The 21,453-nt window shown below is 40.0% G+C and carries 14 protein-coding genes; 2 read left to right on the forward strand and 12 right to left on the reverse strand.

The window, feature by feature from the left end; translation table 11 throughout:
• Positions 1 to 82: 82 nt before the first annotated feature.
• The 5 genes from R2R28_RS13385 to R2R28_RS13405 form a co-directional block, all read right to left on the reverse strand.
• The gene (locus R2R28_RS13385) at positions 83 to 1,111 is read right to left on the reverse strand and encodes a cyclopropane-fatty-acyl-phospholipid synthase family protein (protein WP_316826193.1); all 1,029 of its coding nucleotides are present in this window, start codon (positions 1,109 to 1,111) and stop codon (positions 83 to 85) included.
• A gap of 158 nt (positions 1,112 to 1,269) precedes the next feature.
• Positions 1,270 to 2,106 carry a DUF1295 domain-containing protein gene (locus tag R2R28_RS13390; protein ID WP_316826194.1) on the reverse strand — a complete coding sequence of 279 codons (837 nt, stop codon included), beginning with the start codon at positions 2,104 to 2,106 and terminating at the stop codon, positions 1,270 to 1,272.
• A gap of 39 nt (positions 2,107 to 2,145) precedes the next feature.
• Positions 2,146 to 2,529, reverse strand: coding sequence for a DUF1475 family protein (locus R2R28_RS13395; protein WP_316826195.1), 384 nt, complete (start codon positions 2,527 to 2,529; stop codon positions 2,146 to 2,148).
• A 389-nt stretch (positions 2,530 to 2,918) separates the two neighbouring features.
• Positions 2,919 to 3,647, reverse strand: a complete 729-nt coding sequence (locus R2R28_RS13400) for an acyl-CoA desaturase (RefSeq protein WP_316826196.1) — start codon at positions 3,645 to 3,647, stop codon at positions 2,919 to 2,921.
• Positions 3,648 to 3,786: 139 nt separating this feature from the next.
• Complete coding sequence (locus R2R28_RS13405; RefSeq protein ID WP_183761882.1) at positions 3,787 to 4,284, reverse strand: phosphoheptose isomerase; 498 nt, start codon at positions 4,282 to 4,284, stop codon at positions 3,787 to 3,789.
• A gap of 256 nt (positions 4,285 to 4,540) precedes the next feature.
• Between R2R28_RS13405 and R2R28_RS13410 the strand changes: the two genes are divergently transcribed.
• The gene (locus R2R28_RS13410) at positions 4,541 to 5,707 is read left to right on the forward strand and encodes a chondroitinase-B domain-containing protein (protein ID WP_316826197.1); all 1,167 of its coding nucleotides are present in this window, start codon (positions 4,541 to 4,543) and stop codon (positions 5,705 to 5,707) included.
• A 142-nt stretch (positions 5,708 to 5,849) separates the two neighbouring features.
• Here the strand turns inward: R2R28_RS13410 and R2R28_RS13415 are convergent, their stop codons facing one another.
• The 4 genes from R2R28_RS13415 to R2R28_RS13430 all read right to left on the reverse strand — a co-directional run bounded on the left by R2R28_RS13415 (position 5,850) and on the right by R2R28_RS13430 (position 13,428).
• Positions 5,850 to 6,734 (reverse strand): polysaccharide lyase, encoded by an 885-nt coding sequence (locus R2R28_RS13415; RefSeq protein WP_316826198.1) that lies wholly within the window; start codon positions 6,732 to 6,734, stop codon positions 5,850 to 5,852.
• 261 nt (positions 6,735 to 6,995) lie between these two features.
• Positions 6,996 to 8,018 carry a LacI family DNA-binding transcriptional regulator gene (locus R2R28_RS13420; protein WP_316826199.1) on the reverse strand — a complete coding sequence of 341 codons (1,023 nt, stop codon included), beginning with the start codon at positions 8,016 to 8,018 and terminating at the stop codon, positions 6,996 to 6,998.
• Positions 8,019 to 8,392: 374 nt separating this feature from the next.
• Positions 8,393 to 10,273: a RagB/SusD family nutrient uptake outer membrane protein gene (locus tag R2R28_RS13425; protein ID WP_316826200.1), complete on the reverse strand. Its 1,881-nt coding sequence runs from the start codon at positions 10,271 to 10,273 to the stop codon at positions 8,393 to 8,395.
• Positions 10,274 to 10,284: 11 nt separating this feature from the next.
• Complete coding sequence (locus tag R2R28_RS13430) at positions 10,285 to 13,428, reverse strand: SusC/RagA family TonB-linked outer membrane protein (protein ID WP_316826201.1); 3,144 nt, start codon at positions 13,426 to 13,428, stop codon at positions 10,285 to 10,287.
• An 844-nt stretch (positions 13,429 to 14,272) separates the two neighbouring features.
• Between R2R28_RS13430 and R2R28_RS13435 the strand changes: the two genes are divergently transcribed.
• Entirely contained in the window at positions 14,273 to 15,256 is a 984-nt protein-coding gene (locus tag R2R28_RS13435) for an aldo/keto reductase (protein ID WP_316826202.1), read from the forward strand.
• Between the two features lie 411 nt (positions 15,257 to 15,667).
• Here R2R28_RS13435 and R2R28_RS13440 read toward each other — a convergent pair whose 3' ends face one another.
• From R2R28_RS13440 to R2R28_RS29165, 3 genes are all read right to left on the reverse strand, one after another.
• Positions 15,668 to 17,224, reverse strand: a complete 1,557-nt coding sequence (locus R2R28_RS13440) for a RagB/SusD family nutrient uptake outer membrane protein (protein ID WP_316826203.1) — start codon at positions 17,222 to 17,224, stop codon at positions 15,668 to 15,670.
• A 25-nt stretch (positions 17,225 to 17,249) separates the two neighbouring features.
• Positions 17,250 to 20,450, reverse strand: a complete 3,201-nt coding sequence (locus R2R28_RS13445; protein WP_316826204.1) for a TonB-dependent receptor — start codon at positions 20,448 to 20,450, stop codon at positions 17,250 to 17,252.
• 532 nt (positions 20,451 to 20,982) lie between these two features.
• Positions 20,983 to 21,195: a ketopantoate reductase C-terminal domain-containing protein gene (locus R2R28_RS29165; RefSeq protein WP_410479176.1), complete on the reverse strand. Its 213-nt coding sequence runs from the start codon at positions 21,193 to 21,195 to the stop codon at positions 20,983 to 20,985.
• Positions 21,196 to 21,453: the final 258 nt, after the last annotated feature.

A 21,453-nucleotide genomic window follows, 5' to 3' on the forward strand; every position in this document is an offset into this window, starting at 1 on the left:
GATTTGATAATTGAGATGTGAGATATGAGATATTAGATTTGAGACGGATGTGCCCACAAACCCTAAACCTTACGCTTTTATCTTAAACCTTTTGAAACAAATAATGGCATACCATCCATTCGTTCCCCTTATTATAATTAAACAATTCGGCGCAGGACATGTAGAACAAGCGCCAGTACACCCACCATTTTACCGCCTGATCTTGACCATAAGTACTTTCTAAAATAGGCATGATCTCTTTTTTATGCTTATCCATATTGCTTAACCAGGCTTCGGATGTTTTGCCATAATTGGTTCCGTTTACCACCCAGTGTTTATCGATTTTCAGGTCGTCGTTAAAGTAGAAAAACAAATGGTTTGATGGCATAATGCCCCCGGTAAAAAAGTATTTACTCATCCAATCGGTTTCATCTATCACCTCGAATTTATAAGCGAGGGTTTTATGCGTAAAAATATGTACAAACAGTTTGCCATCTGGTTTTAAAAAGGAAGCAACCTTATTGAGTAAAAATTTGTAATTGCGCATGTGCTCAAACATTTCTACCGAAACCACCCGATCAAAGGTGTCGGCAATGGTAAAAGTGTTCATATCGGCAGTTAAAACCGTTAAATTCTGTATACCACGTTGTTTCGCCGTTTCATCGATAAAGATTTTTTGCGTGGCCGAGTTAGAGACCACGGTAAAAGTGCTCTCCGGAAACTTGGCCGACATATACAAAGAAAGTGATCCCCAACCACAGCCGAGTTCCAACACATTCTGTCCGTTCTGCAAATCTGCCCTTTTGCAGGTTAAGGCCAGCATATCATCTTCAGAAGTATCAAGATCTTTTACGCCTGGTTTCCAGTAACCGCTGCTGTATTTCAAATTTTTACCTAAGCAATACTGAAAAAATTCGGTTGGCAATTCATAATGTTGTTCATTGGCATCGGCTGTATTTACGGCAATCGGCGATTGCTTTAATTCGGCAACCAGGTCCATAAATTTTTCTTGCTGTAGCTCTTCATCGCCAAGTGTTTCATCATCTAAGCGTTGTTTACATAATTTTCTGATGCCGATACGCAAAGCAGTATCCGGAAGTTTATCGTTTTCTAAAAGTTTATCGTACCACATAAAGTTTGAAGTTTGATGGTCGGAAGTCCGAAGTCGGAGGTCCGGTATTGTTGTTTTATACGCAAAATACCTAAAGGCAGATTGTTTATTTTTGATTTTACAGTTTTAATGATGCTGGAAATTAATTGGCAGCCAACCCCGGTCTTTCAGACCCCTGACTATTTCTTTTTAGGCCACGGAAAAAAGGCACTCGTTGTTTCCTGGTATTTTTTATAAGCCACGGGTTTGCTCCGCAGGTTTTGTTCTTCATTGTTTGGCACTCCGGTAACTTTTGTTAATAAATATAAAATTATCGCAGGACTGATAATGGCCAAAATTCCCCATGGTGAGGCGAGCGCAAAAATAAAATAGCCCATCCAGGTTAACCATTCGAAAAAATAGTTTGGATGGCGACTGTAATGCCATAATCCGGTATCGCACACTTTGCCTTTATTGCTGCGATCCTTTTTAAATGCAGCGAGTTGCCGGTCGGCAATCATCTCTCCAAAAAAAGCAATTACCCAAACCAAAGCACCAATAAATTCTAAAATCGAAATGGCCTGCGATTGATTTGCGGTGATGATAAAAAACGGCACCGCCAAAATCACATTCGATATGGCCTGGAACTGAAAAAACACAAAGAAATTCCGCTCAGCCTTATCGCCCCATTCTTTACGGAGTTGCTGGTAGCGCCCCTCCTCTTCTTCTAAATGACCAATAACGCGTTGCCAAAGGTGGATACCCAGCCGCAATTCGGCCAGTAAAAACATACCGCAGATTAAAATTTTACGTGGATCGTAGCCATCAGATAAAAAGAAAGTGATCAGTGTAATTACCGGAAAGTTTAATGCCCAGAAAACATCAACCACCCCTGCGTTTTTAATTTTCTTTGCCCAGAGCCAAACCATGGCCATTATAAAGCAACAGGCAATAAGCGAAATGAGGGCGATGAAAAGTAGATGTTTATAATCCATAAAAGGTTTAGGGTTTAGGGCATAAGGTTTAAGGAAATGCATTCCGCTTTAGGTTTACCTTCAGCCTTACACCTTTGCCTTCTACCTTTTTACCAGCAATTCTTTAACACCTTCGCCATCTTTTAGTTTGAATAAATGCACTAAAACATAAGCTAAGGTTGCTATGCTGCCTAAACATACGAACAAAATGGTAATAGAGATTTTAAGAATAATGCTTTTTTCTTTATAAAACATCCAAAGGGTAATAATGAAGATGTTAGCGTAAAAATCCCAAAGGGTGGCACGCATCCAGGGTATGCTACCCAGAAAATCCCATTGATCAAACAGGTTGCTTTCTAACGAAGTGGTAATTACTTTGTAGCACATAAAAACAAATAATGCAGAGAAAATAATTTTAAGGAAATTGATCATCAGCTGGGGCTTAATTTTTAAAACAGATTGCCTTATATACGGGAAGATAAGCAAAAAGGATTTATTAAACTTAATCAGTATTGCCCTTCGACTGGGTAGAGGGTGATAAAGCTTGAGTTATCCGTGTTTTCTATGTTTCGTGGCAAAAAGAATTAAAGATTTTTTTTTTGAAAAGCAGCTTCCTGCTCGTTTCGGTTCCGAAAGCCCTGCCATTTGCTTCAATCTTTTTGAGGTGCTGTCGTGCAGTATTCGAGGTTGCTGCAAACAAAAAGGATTTTCGCTATTAAACTAAAATGGTCTGTGTCGGGACACAAACCATGGATAAGGAAGAGAATGATAAAAAAGATCCGTCATTGCATCCAATACCTATCGCAACAGGATGACAAATTGATCAATGCAACATTGACATTTCAACTTCAGTATTTGAGCTTTAAACTTTCTGATTAAACCTTCCTGATTTTGATAATCCGCATCCAGTGCAAAACTTTCATTACCGGGTATGTTGGATCAAATTCCCACCATTTAGTAGCGAAATTAGGGCTGTTCGGTTTTTTGTGGTGGTTGTTCTGAAAAAGTTCGCCCATTAACAAGAAATCCCATGGTAAAGAGTTTTTACTATGATCGTCGTTATCGTGGTTCGAGTAACCGTATTTGTGTCCGCACCAGTTTACAATCGCACCGTGCAAAGGCCCCATTAAAAAATGGATTGGCAATAAGATAAACAGCCACCAATGGTTGGCAAAAGCAATATAAAAACCAATATAAAACAAGCCACAGGCAATTCTCCAGGCCCATGAATTTCCTATTTTATCAACAATAGGCCATTCTGGGTAATTACCCTGAAAAGCTGGTTCTGGCTGTATTTTAAATTGCAGGTAATTCATGTACATGTTTTTCGTAGCAATCATCATCCCGAAAACATCCTTAAAAAAATGTGGCGAATGCGGGTCTTTCTCAGTATCGCTGTAAGCATGGTGCATCCTGTGCAGAATAGCATAAGCCCTTGGGTTTAAAAATGATGAACCTTGCGAAATCAGTAAAACCAGATAGAAAAACCGCTCCCAAAAAAGCTCCATTTTAAACATCTTATGTGATGAGTAACGGTGAAGAAAAAAGGTTTGACTAAACAGGGATAGGAACCAATGACAAAGAAAAAAAATGAAGATAATCATGTATGATGTGTATGCTTTATAAACGAATTTTGAGGGCGTTTAGTTTTTTAGCGCAAAGAAAAGCGCTTATTTTTAAGCGTTTAGATAAAAAGAATCCTGTTCCATTGCAACAGAACAGGATTCTCTATTGATTTTTTTATTATCTGCCGAAATCGTCCTGAACACGTACAATATCGCTTTCATCTGATGGGTTTGAAGCATCGGTATGTTGCCAGATTTCTGCTACAACGCCCCAATCATCCAAACCAATTAAACGATGGCGTTCGCCCTGTTGTAATTTAATCTGATCTTTCGGTGCATATTTTTTCACTTCACCTTCTTCATCGGTTTGGCTGGTTTTAATACCAACGGTACCGGTTACCACTTGCCAGATTTCGGCCCTGCGGTGGTGATATTGCCATGAAAGGCGTGTATTTGGGGCAACGATTAAAATTTTCGGGCTTAATTTACCACCAATTTTAAGGTCTTCAACATTTAATCCATCAAAATAAGTATCGGCAAATTGTTGTGCCTGCGCTTCGTCTATTACAAAGAAACCACCCCACGGACGGGTTTCATCACGGTTTACTACATTAAAACCTTCAATTTTTAAACGTTGTGCTACGCTTTCGAATATTTCTTTTTTGTCGTTTGTCATTGATAATGATTTGTTTTCTAATGATTGTCGAGGTTTACAGGCATAAATAATAACCTGTATGGTTCTATAATTGCCGCAAAAATAAGCCTAATAAATTAAAAAAGACCTGTCGTACCTTTTATTTTTTTAGGCCAATCCTACTCATAAGTGTAAAAATATACCATAAGGCGCTCAGATGCTGTAAAATTGCTGATAAAAACGATTTATTAATGCAATATCATCCTTTGCTTTAGTATGTTTGAGGAAACCATTATCCATGATTCAGAAACTAACCATCTGCGTTTTATTTTTCTTGATTTTTATACAAAAAATAACTGCCAAAGTGTACCATGTTGGTTCAGAACAGGAATTTAAAGCCATTCAACCTTTATTACTTGCCGGAGATGAAGTTGAGATCAAAAACGGAAATTATACCGATTGGGCATTAAACATCAACACTAATGCAACTTCCGCAAAACCGATCATTATCCGGGCAGAAAAACCTGGAATGGTTATTTTTTCAGGCAATGTAAACAAACCTGTATTCCATATATCCGGAGATTACATACTGATTAAGGGTGTCGACTTTAAAAATTGTATTTTAAGTAAAACAGGTGTATTGATAGAACTGAGTACCAGTAATAACTGCCAGGTATTGAATTGTAATTTTTCTGCAAACCAGGTTAAAGCTCAATTTACACCTTTGGTAATCATTTCGGGTAGTGGGAGCAACAACATGATTGAGGGCTGTAGTTTCACCTCTAATATCGATAATCAGGATGTGCAGGTTAGAATCACCAAAGATAGCTATCCAAAATTCACGCTGATTGAAAACAATATTTTCAGGGATAAAAATAAAGTAAGCTGGGCAAATGGAAATGGGGGTGAATGTGTTCAGATCGGTCAGGATCCGGTATTGTTAGGCAACCAGAAACCAGAAACTACGGTGCGCAAAAACAAGTTTGTCCATTGCAATGGCGAAAATGAAGTCATCAGTAACAAAAGCAGCGGCAATAAATACCTTAACAATTATTTTGAAGATAACGACGGAGAACTCGTGATGCGTGGTGGGCATGATTGCATCATTGCCGATAATACTTTTAAAGGTGGTACGGGTGGTATCCGTATTAACGGTACAGGTCACCAGGTTATTAACAATAAAATCGATGGTATTCAAACAGCCATCAGATTGATGTACGGAATGGCAAAAGGAAAAGAAGAAATCGGTTTTTATATTGCTGCCAGCGATTGTGTAATAAAAAACAACGCAATATCAAATGCTGCAACAGGCATATTAATTGGCGATAGTAAGGATGCAGACTGGACAGGTAAATTTGATACGAAGAGGTATCCTTCGCCGGTAATACAGAATGTTGCTCCTTTTAGCAATACAATTGTGGAGAATACTTATAAAAGTGTTAAAGTTGAAGTGGTAAAGAGGTAAGGGTATAGATTATCCCTTAACAGTTTTATAGTATCGTCATTTCGACCGTATTGGAGAAATCTACAATTTAATCCATAGATTTCTCCGTTTCGCTGCGCTCCAGTCGAAATGACGATTATTCTTTTTGGGAAATCCCTTATAATTAATTGATCTTATTCACTACCAGGTCATCAAAATAAATGTAACTGGTTTGGCTCGAACCCCATACTGCTACATCTTTTCCACCCCTGAAATTGTGGAATGATAACCTGTTAATCAAACGTTGTGCATCGTTGGTTGTCCAGCGGATGGATTGATCCAAAACAGTTGTACCGTTAATGAGCACCTGTACCCAGCCGTTTTTGCTTGATCCGGTATTACTTTTTACATAAAGGTGGACGGTATAGGTATCGCCTTTAACCAGACTGCCTGACGAAGGATAAGATTTTCCGAAGGTATCGCCGCAAGGGCCGGCCATATCCCGATGGTAAACGTAAGGTTGAAAAAATACACGGCTACCGGTATTGTACCACATTAAACGTAAGCTTCCGCCGTTACCATCACTGGCAATATCGCAACCGGTATTTCCTTCGCCGATCAGGAAACCAAAACCAACTTTACCACCCCTGCTCCAATCGAACTGGCTATGGAAACGTACTTTAAAAGTAGCTTCATAAGCAGAACCGTCAGAAATATCGGCACCGGCAATTAAACCATTTGATACTGAATTAGGCGCAAGTGTAGCCCTTGCCCAGTTGCCTGAAATATAGGCCCTACTTTCGTTCCAACCTGTTAAATTGGCTCCGCCAAAATCAGCACTGGCTTCGCCATAAGTGTAAGCACCGTCTGCATGGGTAAATCCGGTGTTAATATTGCTCGGGTATACTGCTGCTGATACAACCGGATTAGCAGCTGCAAGTGTTTCGGGAGAACTAAGACTTCCAGGAGCCGGCTCCTCTATATTTTTTTTCTGACAACCATAAATACTTAGGGAAAGTACAAGCAATAGGGATGCAATAAAATGCATCGAATTCATTTTTTGACTCATTGTAATTTTTTTAGATTTAAATTTGGTTAGTGTTTTTTTCGCGAAGCGCAACGCCCTATCCTTGATAGTTCATTACCATTTTTTTGTTAAGAAATTTTTTATCGTTTTAGTTAGCAGTTATCTGACATACTAACTTACATATTAACGTAAATTTAAACAGACTAATAGAATCTTAAAAGCATGAAAATGCAGTTTTTTCGATGTTACAACGATTGAAATAATGATTTGTTTCTAAAACCAACAACACTAATTTACAACAACTTACATCGGCTGATGAATCTTTAAATTGCAGTTAACAATAACCTTTTTATAATCTTTGGCATCAATATCTCCATTAATGAGCTTAACCAATAAAGCAACAGCTTGTTCGCCCAGCGATTCGGGGTTTTCTTCTATCGATGCAATTGGGGGTGAACTGAGGTAGGCAATAATCGGATCGTTGCCAAAACCAATACACTCCAATTTTTTATGCCCGGGATGTTCAACCGATCTTAAAAATTTGATGGTATCAAAAAGTAATTTTTCTTTAAAAGCCACCAGAGCCGTCGGCCCGTTTTGGGGATCACTGAAGAGGTTTTTAATGGCTTCCAGTGTATTTTCATCATCAAAATCGGTATAGGCTACGTGGTCGGCATTAAAAGGGATATGGTTATCCTTTAGGGCATTGATATAACCAGAAAAGCGGTCGTGACTAAAGTTAACCATTTTTGGCCCACCGAGGTAAGCCACTTTTTTGTGCCCCCTGTTAATCAAATATTCTGTTGCCATATAACAGCCCTGATGGGTGTTTCCCAAAACCTTGTGGCAGTTGAGGTTAAAACTAGGGTTACGGGTATAATACACTACAGGGATCCCGATTTTTTCAAACTGGTCTAAATGGGTAAATTCAGAAGTCTGTTTTGAAATGGCCACAATCAAACCATCTACCCTCGAGCCTAAAAGTGTGGCTGCAGCGCTCACTTCCATTTCAAAATTATCGTGCGATTGGCTAATGATGATATTATAACCATTTGTAGTGGCCAGCTGTTCCATACCATAAATACTACGGGTAAAAAAATGATCGGACAGGTTGGGCAAAATAATGCCTATAATGCGCGATTTCCGGTCTCTTAGCCTTAATGCAGAAATATCGGGCGTAAAATTTAATTGTGCTGCGAGTTCTTTTACACGGAGTTTGGTACTCTCTTTTATCCGAGGATAATCTTTTAAAGATTTGGAAACAGTTGATATGGATAGTTTGAGTTCTTTTGCAATCAGTTTTAATGTAACAGGTTTATTTTCCATAGGTACGGGATATTGATGCGTTACGGGAGCGGAGAGCTGGCAGAGATTTTAAAATGGCCGGAACAGTAAGCAACCGTTCCAGCACATCATTAAACCTCCAATGTATTTGCAAAATTCTAAGCGCTACTTCAGTAATAAGGTCGTCATTGCGAGGAACAAGCTGTCCCGTTTTACGGGGCAGCAATATTAAAGCGCACGCTAGTAGCGATCGTTGTAAGATTGCTTGCCGGCTGAAAATGCCTTCTCGCAATGACGATTTATCGAGGAATATTGCCATCATGAGTTCCTCTGTCATTCATATTGATTTTTATACCATAAATTATCCCTCAGGATGACATCTTTATTGATTTACCCCTCAACTGAACAACATTGCGTTATTGAATTTTATCTAAAGCCGGAACATTGCTTTCGTATCCGGTATATCCTTTATTCTGATTAATTCGCCCACCGGTATTAAAACGTTGCGCCGCTCCCGGAACAGGCCAAAGCACATGGTAAGGGGAAATTTTAAAGTTTACCCCCATTATAGTTTGAACTTTGTTGCGGTAAAAATCATTCTTCTCAATAATCCTGTCGTAAAAGAAATTATTATCAGAAAACGATGCCATATTATAGGTTTTACCATTATAAGCAGGTTTTCCGGTAGTAGCAAAAATATAAGCTATACGGGTAAGCTCGGTTTTACGCGGTTCTTCATAATAAAGTTCTCTTGCGCGTTCATCCAAAATCGTTCCGATGGTAATGGCCGAAGCATCGGTTAATAATGTTGCGTTTGCCCTGGAGCGTACCTGGTTTAAATCGGCCATAGCCAATGCTAAATTGCCTTTCCAGTAATAGGCTTCTGCCCTTAACAGGTAAGTTTCGGCTAATCGGAAAATGTACCAGTCGGTATTGGTACCTCTTGGTGGCGTCCAGTATTTATCAACGGCAAGTGCATTGGTAGCGTTGATAAATGTTTTATAATGCGGCCAACCGAAGAAGTGGCGGATGGTATCCAACCCTTTATTTAAAAACATGTTGTTTACATTAGCAGGCGTCATATCAACCAGCGGTTTACCGTATAATGCCTTTTCGGTTGCGTTAGCAGAAGTTTTAAGTGCAGGATTATTGTATACCAGATCAGTCATGTTCATCCACATACCTGGTGCATGGCGGTAATCGGTATTATCTGTCCAGATGTTTTTGGTGCTATAGGCTGTGCCACGATAGCGCCCAATACCCCTCCCATACATTAGCGTTAAAGGTATTTCTACATTTACCCCATCAACAATGGCTTGCGTAGCACCCGACGGCGTTTTTAAATTGGCAAAATGCCATGCCGGCACACAGTTTCGCATTACCTGCGATCCAAGATCGGTAGCACCTTGTAAAGTTTCCCTATCAATGGTGAGAAACAATGCTTCACGATTGGCTGCAATAGCTTTGTTATCCATTCGGTGCAGATCCCACACCACATTTTTGGTGGCATCGCCGGCCGTGCTGCCGAAACGGTTTCGCATTAAGCTATAAGTACCGCTATTAATTACATTGTTGGCAGAGGTAATGGCGGCATCAAAATCACCCAAAGCAAGGTTAATTTTAGTAAGCAAATGGCTACAGGCCCCTTTGGTTACATCGCCACGGTCTACCCCATCCTTTAACCATTTTTCGGCAAATAAAAGGTCCTCCTGCATTTTTTTCAATATTACATCGCGCCTGGTTGAATAATAATCCAGTTTTGGAGCAGTAATATCTTTTAAATTTAAAGGTACATCGCCAAACTGGTGCACCAAACGGTAATAGTAATAGGCGCGGTAAAAGTAGGCGGCGCTAAGGATGGCATTTTTTTCTGCCTCATCTTTATAGGTTACATTATCAATATAGGTTATTACGGTATTTGCCATCCGTACGCCTCTAAAACCTTCTGTCCAGTAGAAACCGATCCTGTTAAAATCCGGGTTATCCAAATTGGCGTCGGGAGTTACCCTGGTATCCATATCCTGTGCTTGTGTACTTTTATCGGTAGTTCCATCAACAGCTACCTCCGAAAAGATAGATTCGGTAACAATTGGGGCCATATCGCCTGTAAATTCTTTGCGTACATTGGCTCCAATACCAGCGATGGCAGCTTTCATGGCGGCAACGCTTGTTAAGGCTGTTTGAGGTTCCAACTTCGATAGTAATTCTGAATCGAGGTTTGATTTTTTACATCCATTTGCTGACAACAGCACAACGAGGGCAACAAATGGAATTATTTTTTTATATGTGATATTCATTTTCGTCATTTTTAAAGGGTAACATTCAATCCGAAAGTATAAACTCTTGGTGTTGGAACAGGGTTTCCATTGTTGTCTGCCGTTTGCGCATCCCATTGATTCCAATTGGGTGCATATACGCCTGCATTGCTTACGTTAGCATATATTTTTGCACTCTGTATCTTTAGTTTTCCTAAAAAATCTTTTGGCAGGCTATAAGCAAGGGCAATGGTATTTAACCTGATGAACGAACTTTTGCGATAAGAATTAAAGCTTACGCCACTTAAACCTGAGTTTAGGCGGGCATAATCGTTAATCGGGTTGCTTGGGGTCCAATAAGGTACTACATATGAACTCGACCGACCAAAACCCACACTTCCAGGCTGGTTTTTAGTTTGGTTATCGGCCCTTAACTGCCCCCAGCTCGATATTAACTGGAATGAAAAATCGAAATTTTTATAGATATTGAAATCATTTCGGAATGACCAGTTAAATCTTGGGCTTTTATAACCGATAAACTGTTTATCAACATCATTGTAAACATAATTACCATCTACATCCAATAATTTAAAATCGCCCGGTTTAATGCCTTTATTAAATTTATTGGCTTCTGGTACTTCGTTTTCCTGCCAAACCCCTAAAATCTGATATTCCCAAATTACATCGATATCTTTTCCGATAAACCAGCCATTTCCAGGGTCATCATTCGGTGTTGCCAAAGCCACTATTTTATTACGGTTAAGTGAAAAATTTGCTGTACTGCTCCAGGTAATGTTCCCTCCTGTAAAATTTTTAGTAGTGATGCCAAACTCAATACCCTTGTTGTTTACACGGCCCAGATTGGCATTAACATTTACATAGCCACCTGCAGACGACAATGTTTGGCTTATCAGAAGGTCTGAAGTTTTCTTATCATACAACTCAAGCGACCCACTAATGCGGTTGTTCAAAAATCCGAAATCTAAACCAAGGTTTAAAGATTTGGTTTTTTCCCATTCTAAATTTGGATTTGCCAGTCTGGAACTGTTTACTACCGTATTTACCTCTATCGGCGTGCCACTGCTATTTACCGCCTGGTATTTACCTCCATCCAAAGTTTGTAAGGCAACATAAGGATCAATTACATTATTATTATCCCTGATTTCCCTGTTTCCGTTGATACCATATGATAAACGAAGTTTTAAGAAATCGATCCATTTAACCGGTTTCAAAAAACTTTCTTCACTTACCGTCCAGGCCACCGCAGCAGCCGGAAAATTAGCCCGTTTTTTAGCTGCTCCAAAAGCAGAATAACCATCTCTTCGGATCGAACCTGTTAAAGCATACCTGCCCTTATACGAATAATTTACCCTGGCTAATAGGGCATCTCCGGTGTACACTTTATCATCGCTACTTACGGTTGGTTTGTTTCCGCTTTGGATATTGTGATAACCCAGCACATCTGTTGGGGCAAAACCTTCGTTACCTGCAAGGGTATACCAGGTAGAATATTTTTCGCCGTTCACCAACAAGGTTACATCCACATTATGATCAGTAGCAAAAGTTTTGTTCCACTTTAAGAGGTTATCCAGTTGCCAGTTGTACCTCGTTTCAGTTGCCCTTGTTGCCGAACCACCCGGAGTAGCCACATTTGGGTTTTTTGAAGATAAGTGGTTAAAGGTACGGTACTGATCTAAACCTGGACTAAAATTGGCCTGATAGGTAATACCAAAGGGCAATTGTACTTTGGCATAAATGCTGCCGAATAAGGTGCTTTGTTTTTGAAGCCTTGAGTTATATGTCTGATCAAGAAAAGGATTACGGGCATTAAGGCCGTTATCATCAGTCGGGATTCTTCGTAAAGAGCCATCTGCATTATAAAAATCGCCATATGGAGATAAATCAGGCAATTGCGAAAACTGTGCTTCAATGGCACCTTCGTCACGATCGGCAAATTGAAGGTTCATGCCAAGGGTTAAAAATTTTGCTGCTTTACCTTCGAGATTTAAGCGGGTACGGAAAGTGCTGAAACCGCCACCGGCAATAATACTTTCATTTTTAAGGTAGCCTAAAGACATGTAATAAGAAACTTCTTCTTTTTTTCCGCTAAGGCTCAAGGTATGATCTTGGCGCTGCCCGGTAACAAAAAGCATATTATACCAATCTGTTGTTTTTCCGGCCAGATAATTTGCTTTCTCGTTGGCCAATAACCCAAGGCGGCTTAACCAAAGATCGGTCGGATTTGCGCTAGTTTGTCCGTTTAACCATTGCATTAAGGTTACGCCCTCTGGTAGATTATTCGGATCGTTGTAAATATATGGCGGATTAACCCCTCCACTGCGCTGTACATCGGCACGCCAGTTTAAAAAACCGGGACCATCATATACCTGCTGATCCTGGGCCAGGGTAGCCATACCAAAGTTTACATTTACGTTAATGGTTGGTGCACCTGTTTTACCTTTTTTTGTGGTAATGGCTACCACCCCCGTTGCTGCCTTGGCACCATAAACAGCCAGTGAACTGGCATCTTTCAGTACATCTACCGATTCAATATCATTGGGATTAATATCAGACAATTGACCGATGTAAATAACCCCGTCTAATACAATTAGCGGCGTGGTGGTACCGGTAAGGGTGGTTTTTCCACGTACCAGGAGATCTCCCCCACCTTTGGCGCTGTTATTAAAACCCACGTTTAAACCCGGAATATTTCCACGGAGGATATCGGTAACACTGTTTGGGTTTTCATTTTCAAGTTGTGCAGCTTTAATACTCGAAACGGCACCGGTTACGTCTTTTTTCTGCGCCGTACCATAACCAATTACCACTACATCGTTAAGCCCTTGCGAAGCATCTTCTAAGGTAATGTTAACACTTGTGCGGCCATTTACAAGAACCTCCTTTGTAGCGAAACCAATGAAAGTAAACACCAGTGTTTGATTTGTACTTTCAGTTTTAATGGTGTATTTACCCAGGACATCAGTAAGGGTGCCAATCTGTGTATTTTTCACCTTTACGCTAACGCCAGGCAAGGTTACCCCTTTATTGTCTTTAACGGTACCTACAATGATGCTTTGTGCAAAAGCACTAAAACCAGTAAAAAGGAGTAGGAATGAAATGGACAAAATTTTTGCGTTGCCCGTACAGGTACGTTTGAGGTATAATAATATACCCCTTCGATTGTAAATTTTACTCATATGTTTAGTTTAGTTAATGGTTCTCTGTTTTTAGTTCTTATCAGTACAAGAACCTGCCAATTGTTATATGCGATAAAACCTTATTATTGAATGAATTATAGCTAAATAAAATTGACAAAATGAATCTCGAAAAATTGGCACCTCAGCCAGAAAAAAGTTGAATAATACCACCGTATGGGTATATTGGTTGATTATTAAACATAGGATATTTGGTTAGACTTATTTATCTAATATAAAAACGAGTGAGGCGAGATATAAAAAACTATAATCCGGATAAGGCCAAAAACCGCGTCAGTTTGAATTTACAACGATGTAATTAATTTCAGGGTTTAGATATTTAAGCCACAAATATTTCATTTAACTGAGCGCAGCCAAATATTTCTCTTGAAATTTTTAACCACAAACAATACAGATTCACACAGATAAGGCATACTACATTCGTTTTCTGTAATTGTTGCCACGGAAGCACAGAAACACGGAAAATTGCAATGGTAGCGCGTAGAATTTTGCAAATACATTGGAGGTTTAATGACAGTGCGTAGAATCGTCATTGTCAGCTCAACTGGCAATCGTAATGCCTTAGCAGGGGTTGCAGGTTGCATTAAGATTCCCGTAGGCGCGGGAATAACGACCATTCTTTAGCATCTGTCATTGATAGCGTAGTCGAAGGGTAGCCACGAAAGCATTAGTGCTTTATTATTCGCTGTCATTCTGAGCGCAGCGAAGAATCTTTTCTTTCCTCGAAAACAGAACCTATCATTATTATAATACCTCAATCCTATTTAACTTATTTTGATAATAGTACATATTTACGAAATTTTGTCCTCACAAAAACACATAAATCATGGAATATAGAAAATTAGGAAATACAACGCTCAAATTATCAGCCATTTCGTACGGGGCTTTTGCCATTGGCGGCAACATGTGGGGTGGAAATGAGAAAAAAGATTCTATCGAAGCTGTTAAAGCATCAATAGATCATGGGATCACCACCGTTGATACTGCACCCTTTTATGGCTTTGGTTTGAGTGAAGAAATAATTGGTGAAGCGATTAAGGGCTACGACAGAACTAAAATACAGTTGCTCACCAAATTCGGCCTGGTTTGGGACGGAAGCAATAACGGGAAAGGCGAACATTTTTTTGATGCGGAAAACAATGGAAAAGCTGTACCGGTTTATCGTTACTCCAGCAAAGCATCCATTATTAAAGAAGTAGAAAATAGCCTTAAACGTTTAGGCACCGATTATATCGACCTTTTGCAACAGCACTGGCCTGATTCAACCACGCCTATCGAAGAAAGCATGGAAGCAGTAACACAGTTAATTAAAGATGGAAAAATTCTTGCCGCAGGGCTTTCTAATGCTGATGTAACACTTTTAGAAAATGCAGCAAAAATACATCAGCCGGCATCAAACCAGGTATCATTCAGCATGCTGAACAGGGCGATTCAAAAAGACCTGATTCCTTACAGCTTAAAAAATAATATGGGTATTATTGCTTATAGTCCGATGGAAAGAGGACTTTTATCCGGTAAATATTTCAATAATGAAAAACTAAAAGCCAATGATCACCGTAACGGCTATTTCACTCAGTTTGACCTTGAAAAAGTAAAATCATTCTTGGAAAATATAACACCGGTCGCCGCAGCAAAAAATGCAAGTGTTGCACAATTGGTACTACGCTGGACAACCTTGCAGGAAGGCATTACTGTTGTGCTTGCAGGAGCCAGAAATAAAGAGCAGGCGATATCGAATGCAAAAGCGATGGACTTTGAGATCAGCAATGATGAACTTGCTTTTATTAATGGAAAGTTGGGGAAAATATAGGTTATTGATGGTTGTTGAGACACCGAACATTAGGAAAATGCCGTGGTAAGCTTTGCAGGTTGCATTAAGATTCCCGCAGGCGCGGGAATGACGACCGATTTTTATAAGCTGTCATTCTGAGCGCAGCGAAGAATCTCAAACCTACAAAGTGCTGCCGATAATATTTTACCACAGCGCCCACAAAGAAAATATCACAGAGAAAACAGAGGATGAGGCAAACTTTATATGGTCGGTGAGACACCGACCATTAAGATTTTTCTCCCGACTTCGTCGAGACTACACTCCATGCAATAGCTATCGGATCTAAAGGACGATCTTATAAACAAAAACGGGTACCCGAATATACCAGGCACCCGTTTTTAACGAAAATTTATTTATGGTCAGTTTGATACCAACCATGAAAAATATTTACTAATAACCCGGATTTGGGGTTAAGTTAGGATTGTTCTTAATTTCTGGTGTAGGAATCGGGAACAATAAATGTTTGGTTTGCAAAGCTTGGTTTACACTTTTATTAATGTGGCCAACAAAATTATCGAAACCATTGGTGTCCTCATTATACACTTTACGAAGGCGTACCATATCGAACCAGGTAATACCCTCGTAACATAGTTCATGCCAGCGCTCTCTCCATACTGCTTCTTCGAACTGGGTCTGACTTAAACCGGAAAGGTCACCTAACAACGCCCTTCTTCTAACCGCATTTACTGCCGTGTATGCTGCTATATTTGGCGTACCATCGGCCCTGTTCTGTGCTTCGGCATAAATGAGCAGGGTTTCGGCAAAACGGATCTGCGGAATATTTAAATCACTCCTGCTGGTACCTTCTACACCCAATGTACCGTTTGCAATGACATCAAAGTGTTTAAAAATATAAGGTTTACCACGGTTAATCAAAGGCAGTTTAAATCCATCGGTATAATAATCGGTAAAGAAATAACCATCCCTGTTTTTTGCCCTTAAATCGCCAGCTTCATATGAGCCGTAAAAACTCTGTGTTGGAAGAGATGTTCCAATCCCGTCGATTTTAGATACCAATGGCTGGTGTAATGGCAGGTAAGACGATTGTAAAGGGTTGCCAGCACCGGCCGCATCATTGTACTGAATCCCGAAAAGGTGCTCTAATTTGTTATCGTTTTTGGCATCGTGTATGGCGCCATAAGTGGGAAATAAACTCAAACTACCCGTATTTGCAGTAGCATAATCAAGCACTTCTTTTGCTTTATCAGCGGCTAACCTGTAATAGGCAGCACCTTTGTTTAGCGGCTGACCAGCCATAGTTAAATAAACTTTAGCCAGTTCTGATTTAATGGCCGCGGTAGAAACACGTCCGCTTCCATCCATGTAAGGCAATCCCGCTGCTTCTGCCAAAACCAGGTCGTCGACAATTTGTTTGTAAACCTGTTCTTGTGGTGTTCTTGAAGGGGCAAAATTAGGATCGTTCGGGCTGCTGATTGGTTTGGTGATTAACGGCACATCGCCCCATAAACGCACCAGGTAAAAATAAGCCCATGCCCTGATGAAAGAGGCTTCGCCCAAAATTCTTTTTTTCTGTGCAGCATCCATCGGATTAATACCCGGAACTTTATCCAATACCAAATTAGTTTGGGCAATTACTTTATAGAAGCCGTTCCAGTTTTGGTTAACATGCAGGTTTGATCCATCATAAATTAACGAATATAAGTTGTTCAGATCCGAGTTCTGCGCTGTTTCAGTCGTTTGAATCCCTGTTGGGGCATCCAGCATCTGCCAGTTGTTCGAGAAAATACCGGCACCATTACCGATAAACCTGATTTCTGAATAAACGGCCGCAATACCTGCTTCGGCATGTTCTGGCAAGGTATAAAAACTATTAGGCGAAAGATTGGTAGGATCGGTTTCATCCAAAAATTTCTTACAACCCGAATTCCCGATCACGGCACCACCAAGCAATAACAGGGCAGCGATATTTTTTATATTTATTTTCATTTTAATATCCTTTCTTTAGTTAATATTATAATCCGATGTTTAAGCCCACCATGAAAGTTGTAGGTTTTGGATAATCGAAAAAGGTTTGGCCCTGCGCAAATACATTCCCATAAGTGGTTACCTCCGGATCGTTACCGGTATATTTGGTGGCCAGGAAGAAATTCTGAACAGAGGCATAAACACGTAGCCTGTTTAAACGTAATTTTTCTACGAGTGTTTTGTTAAAGGTGTAACCAAGCAAAAGGTTTTTACCGCGGATAAAAGAACCATCTTCCAGCCAGTGTGTATCTACGTTAGTAACATAACCTGCTGATTGATCCCTGATGGCCGCAATCGGCGTATTTTGGTTCTGAGGTGTCCAGGCATCCAATACACTTGCAAAACTATTGGCTTGTACCTGTCTGTCTTCACCCGAGTGATGCGTCATGTTCAGTACATCGTTGCCATAAGAATATTGAAGTTCAACGATCAGGTCTAAATTTTTATAACGGAAAGAGTTGGAAAATGATCCCCATCCTTTTGGTGTTCCGTTACCAATAATCTGACGGTCGGCATCGGTAATGGCATGATCTCCATTAACATCCAGGTATTTAATATCGCCTGGCAAAAGTGTTTTACCACCACGATAACTCACATATTTTGCAGCCTCAGCCCTTTCAGCCTCGCTCCAGGTACCTAAACGTACCAATCCCCAGAATGAACCTACCGGTTCTCCCACCCTGATGATACCCGTTTGGTTGGTGAAATTCGGGTTACCTACCCCAAAAATATCATCCGGTGTGGCCAAAGAAAGCACCTTGTTTCGGTTAAGGGAGATGTTAAAGGTTGTTTTCCACGTAAAATCATCTGTTTGAATGTTAACGGTGTTAATGCCCAAATCTAAACCTTTGTTCTGCATCGAACCCACGTTTTTCCTGATTACCGAGAAACCACTTGTACGTGGTACCGGGGCATCCAGTAACATATCGGTTGTTTTTCTGTAATAAAGATCGGCTTCTAAATTAATGCGGTTGTTAAATAAACCCAGTTCCAAACCAGCATCAAACTGTGCGGTTTTTTCCCAAACCAGATCCGGATTGGCCAACCTGCCGATACCGATACCAGTTACTTTGCTATCGTTAATAATAGCCGAGTTGTTTGCCAGAGTGGCTAATGATTGGTACGCTGGAAGTTCAGAGTTACCACTTAAACCATAACTGGTTCTTAATTTTAAGTTAGAAATGGTTTTGTTTCCTTTAAGAAAATCTTCGTCAGATGCTTTCCAGGCAAATGCAGCTGAAGGGAAAAATGCAAATTTATGGTTATCGCCAAATTTCGACGATCCATCTACCCTACCGGTAACGGTAAACAGGTATTTATCCTGGAAGGTATAGTTTACCCTTCCAAAATAAGAGTTGAAAGCAGATCTGTTACGGCTCGAACCTACGGTAATGGACTTACTGCCCGAACCCATATTGTTGTTTTCGTAAAAATCGGTCACAAAATTTTCGGCATGACTGGTGTTGCTGAAGAAATTGGTAGCCTGCCACGAAATACCCAATAAAGCATTAATGGCATGAGATTCGGCAAAACGTTTGTTATAGGTTAAATAGTTCTCCAACGACCAGAAAGTTTCTCTATCGTTGGTTACGTTTGCGGTTCCGTTCTGCCCATCCGAAATACCATATAATTGTTTGGCGTTATACTCATTGATGTTACGGCTAACAATATTGGCACCTAATTGGGTACGGAATTCGAGGTCTTTACTGAAACTAATGGTAGAATAAACGCTTCCTAAAGAAGTTTGGGTGATCATACCGTACCGCTGATCAGTTAAAATGTGTACCGGATTAGAACCTCCTTCAGCCCATGGGATTAATTTATTATCGCCCCATTTGCCATCTGCTAATTTGATCGGCAGGAAAGGAAATGCTTCAGTGATCATCCGTACGGAGTTTAGTCCGCCAGTTCCCTGATCTACAATATTCTCATCCTGGTTGTTATAGCTTAAATTACCGCCAACTTTTAACCACGGTTTAATTTTACTTTCGAAATTAAACCTACCCGAATAACGTTTTAAATAAGAATTTAACAAAAGTCCTTCGTCATCACGGTAACCTACAAAAATACCATAAGTATTGTTCTCGTTTCCACCTGTGAACCCTAACTGGTGGTTTTGCGAAAGTTTGTTCTGGGTAGATTCTTTTAACCAATCGGTATTGTACAATGGATTTCCACTACTATCAAAAAACTGTGGTAATGCAATCCTTGCTGCCTTAGGAACTGGTGTAGAGGCATAATTTCCTGCTGCCCAGCCTACCGGATCGTACACCTTAATGTTATCGTAAGCCAGATCCTGAACTTTTACATATTCATTGGCATCGAGCATTTTAACATGATGTGCCGCCAGGGTATTAATGCCAAAATCAGCATCGTAGGTAACGCGCTGCGAATTTGTTGAGCCTTTTTTAGTGGTAATCAAAATTACACCATTTGCACCCCTGGCACCATAGATTGCCGTTGAAGACGCATCTTTTAATATCTCTACCGATGCAATATCGCTAGGATTGATAAAATCGATGGCATTGCTGTTCTGTGTTTGGGTAGTTACCGGTAAAGCTACCCCATCTACCACATAAAGTGGGTTATTACTGGTGTTGATGGAACTGAAACCCCTGATTTTGATGTTCGTTTGTCCGCCTGGCCTACCCGAGTTGGTATTTACCTGCACACCCGCAATACGACCGGCCAGTGCCTGGTTTAACGATGGTGCAGGGCGTTCCTGCAGCTCGCTCGCTTTTACCACACCTACCGAACCAGTAAGGTCGCTCTTTTTCACGGTACCGTAACCGATTACCACTACATCATCCAGTTTACTGGCCTCAGCAGGTGCCATTTTAACGCTGATGCTACTTTGTTCACCTACGGTAACATCTTTGTTCTCGTAGCCTACGTAAGAAAAACGGAGTACATCTTTTGTATTGGCCTCAATACTGAATTTACCAGCCTCGTCTGTTACTGCCGTTTTACCTGATGTAATGTTTTTAATGCCGACCCCTGGAATGGGCATGTTTTTTTCATCCAATACGGTTCCGGAGATTACTTTCCGGTTCTGAATGAGCCAGAAAGGCGCATCAGGCCCGGTAAAATGCCTTAATTTGGCAGTAACCGGATTCATTGAAAATGCAGGACTGTTGAGCAGAAAAAGCACAGAAAGCCCTGAAATCTTGAGTAGATTGATTTTCATTTAGTTTAGCTTTAGTTAATGATTGGTTAATAGTTTATAATTCACCCCATTACGGGTAAAACGTTTTATCAATTATTCAAAAAGAGAACAATTGACTGAAATCATCAATAATTTAATCAGAAGGCTTTGGGCAATACACGGCAATGTAACCAGGGATTACATTTTTAGAAAAGGATAAACATACATCAATGTAAACTACACAGTTATACACCGCACAAAAGGGAGTAAATGCACCTGGGCTCTTCATTATATTTGGTTATGGATAAAACGATTTATCTACTCAATATTAACCATTTTACCACAAAATCAAAAATATAATTTCGTGATCGGGAGATTACTTAGCTGTATGGCTAACATTACAGTATGATTACTTTTACATATCTTAAAAAATTTGAACAAAAATCAGTTCTTAAAATCAGAACAGATCATACGTCATGGTTATGTCATGCATATTTTAAGACCGTTTTTAATTTTAGTTCAAAAAATCAGATAAATTTTATGACGAGGATCAAGATTTATCAAAAATCTCTAATTATGATTTTGCCCTAAAAAGTGCTGATTTAAGCTTCGTCATTTCACCGGGCATTGATGTAATGGGTAACTCTTGGACCGAAAGCCTACCCAGATTAGCTACCGCAAAATTTAAGGTTTCTATTTCCGTTTCGCGTTTGTTGAGGATATCCTGATAAGTTGATATGGTTTGTGCGTCGGAAACCTCGCTGGGATTTATTCGAATGAGCGATATTAGGTATTGATTTTAATTGAATCCATACAAAAAGGAGGCTATATCGTCAATATAAATAACAAAAACATTCTAGTATGGCGATATTCTGCAATAAATCGTCATTACGAGAAGGCTTTTTCGCCTTACGAAACAATCTTACAACGATCGCATTTAGCGTACTTTAAGATTGCTTCGTTCCTCGCAATGACGACCTTACTATTGGACCTGTCAATATGGACTTTCCTAAATAATATTAAACATTTCGACCACAGTCGAAAT

Source organism: Pedobacter miscanthi (assembly GCF_032678605.1).
GTDB lineage: Bacteria > Bacteroidota > Bacteroidia > Sphingobacteriales > Sphingobacteriaceae > Pedobacter > Pedobacter miscanthi_A.

Coding starts and splice junctions, on each gene's coding strand:
- R2R28_RS13385 (WP_316826193.1), bottom strand. CDS start 1,111: ATGTGGTACGATAAACTTTTAGAAAACGATAAACTTCCGGATACTGCT.
- R2R28_RS13390 (WP_316826194.1), bottom strand. CDS start 2,106: ATGCATTTCCTTAAACCTTATGCCCTAAACCCTAAACCTTTTATGGAT.
- R2R28_RS13400 (WP_316826196.1), bottom strand. CDS start 3,647: ATGATTATCTTCATTTTTTTTCTTTGTCATTGGTTCCTATCCCTGTTT.
- R2R28_RS13405 (WP_183761882.1), bottom strand. CDS start 4,284: ATGACAAACGACAAAAAAGAAATATTCGAAAGCGTAGCACAACGTTTA.
- R2R28_RS13410 (WP_316826197.1), top strand. CDS start 4,541: ATGATTCAGAAACTAACCATCTGCGTTTTATTTTTCTTGATTTTTATA.
- R2R28_RS13415 (WP_316826198.1), bottom strand. CDS start 6,734: ATGAGTCAAAAAATGAATTCGATGCATTTTATTGCATCCCTATTGCTT.
- R2R28_RS13420 (WP_316826199.1), bottom strand. CDS start 8,018: ATGGAAAATAAACCTGTTACATTAAAACTGATTGCAAAAGAACTCAAA.
- R2R28_RS13425 (WP_316826200.1), bottom strand. CDS start 10,273: ATGAATATCACATATAAAAAAATAATTCCATTTGTTGCCCTCGTTGTG.
- R2R28_RS13430 (WP_316826201.1), bottom strand. CDS start 13,428: ATGAGTAAAATTTACAATCGAAGGGGTATATTATTATACCTCAAACGT.
- R2R28_RS13435 (WP_316826202.1), top strand. CDS start 14,273: ATGGAATATAGAAAATTAGGAAATACAACGCTCAAATTATCAGCCATT.
- R2R28_RS13440 (WP_316826203.1), bottom strand. CDS start 17,224: ATGAAAATAAATATAAAAAATATCGCTGCCCTGTTATTGCTTGGTGGT.
- R2R28_RS13445 (WP_316826204.1), bottom strand. CDS start 20,450: ATGAAAATCAATCTACTCAAGATTTCAGGGCTTTCTGTGCTTTTTCTG.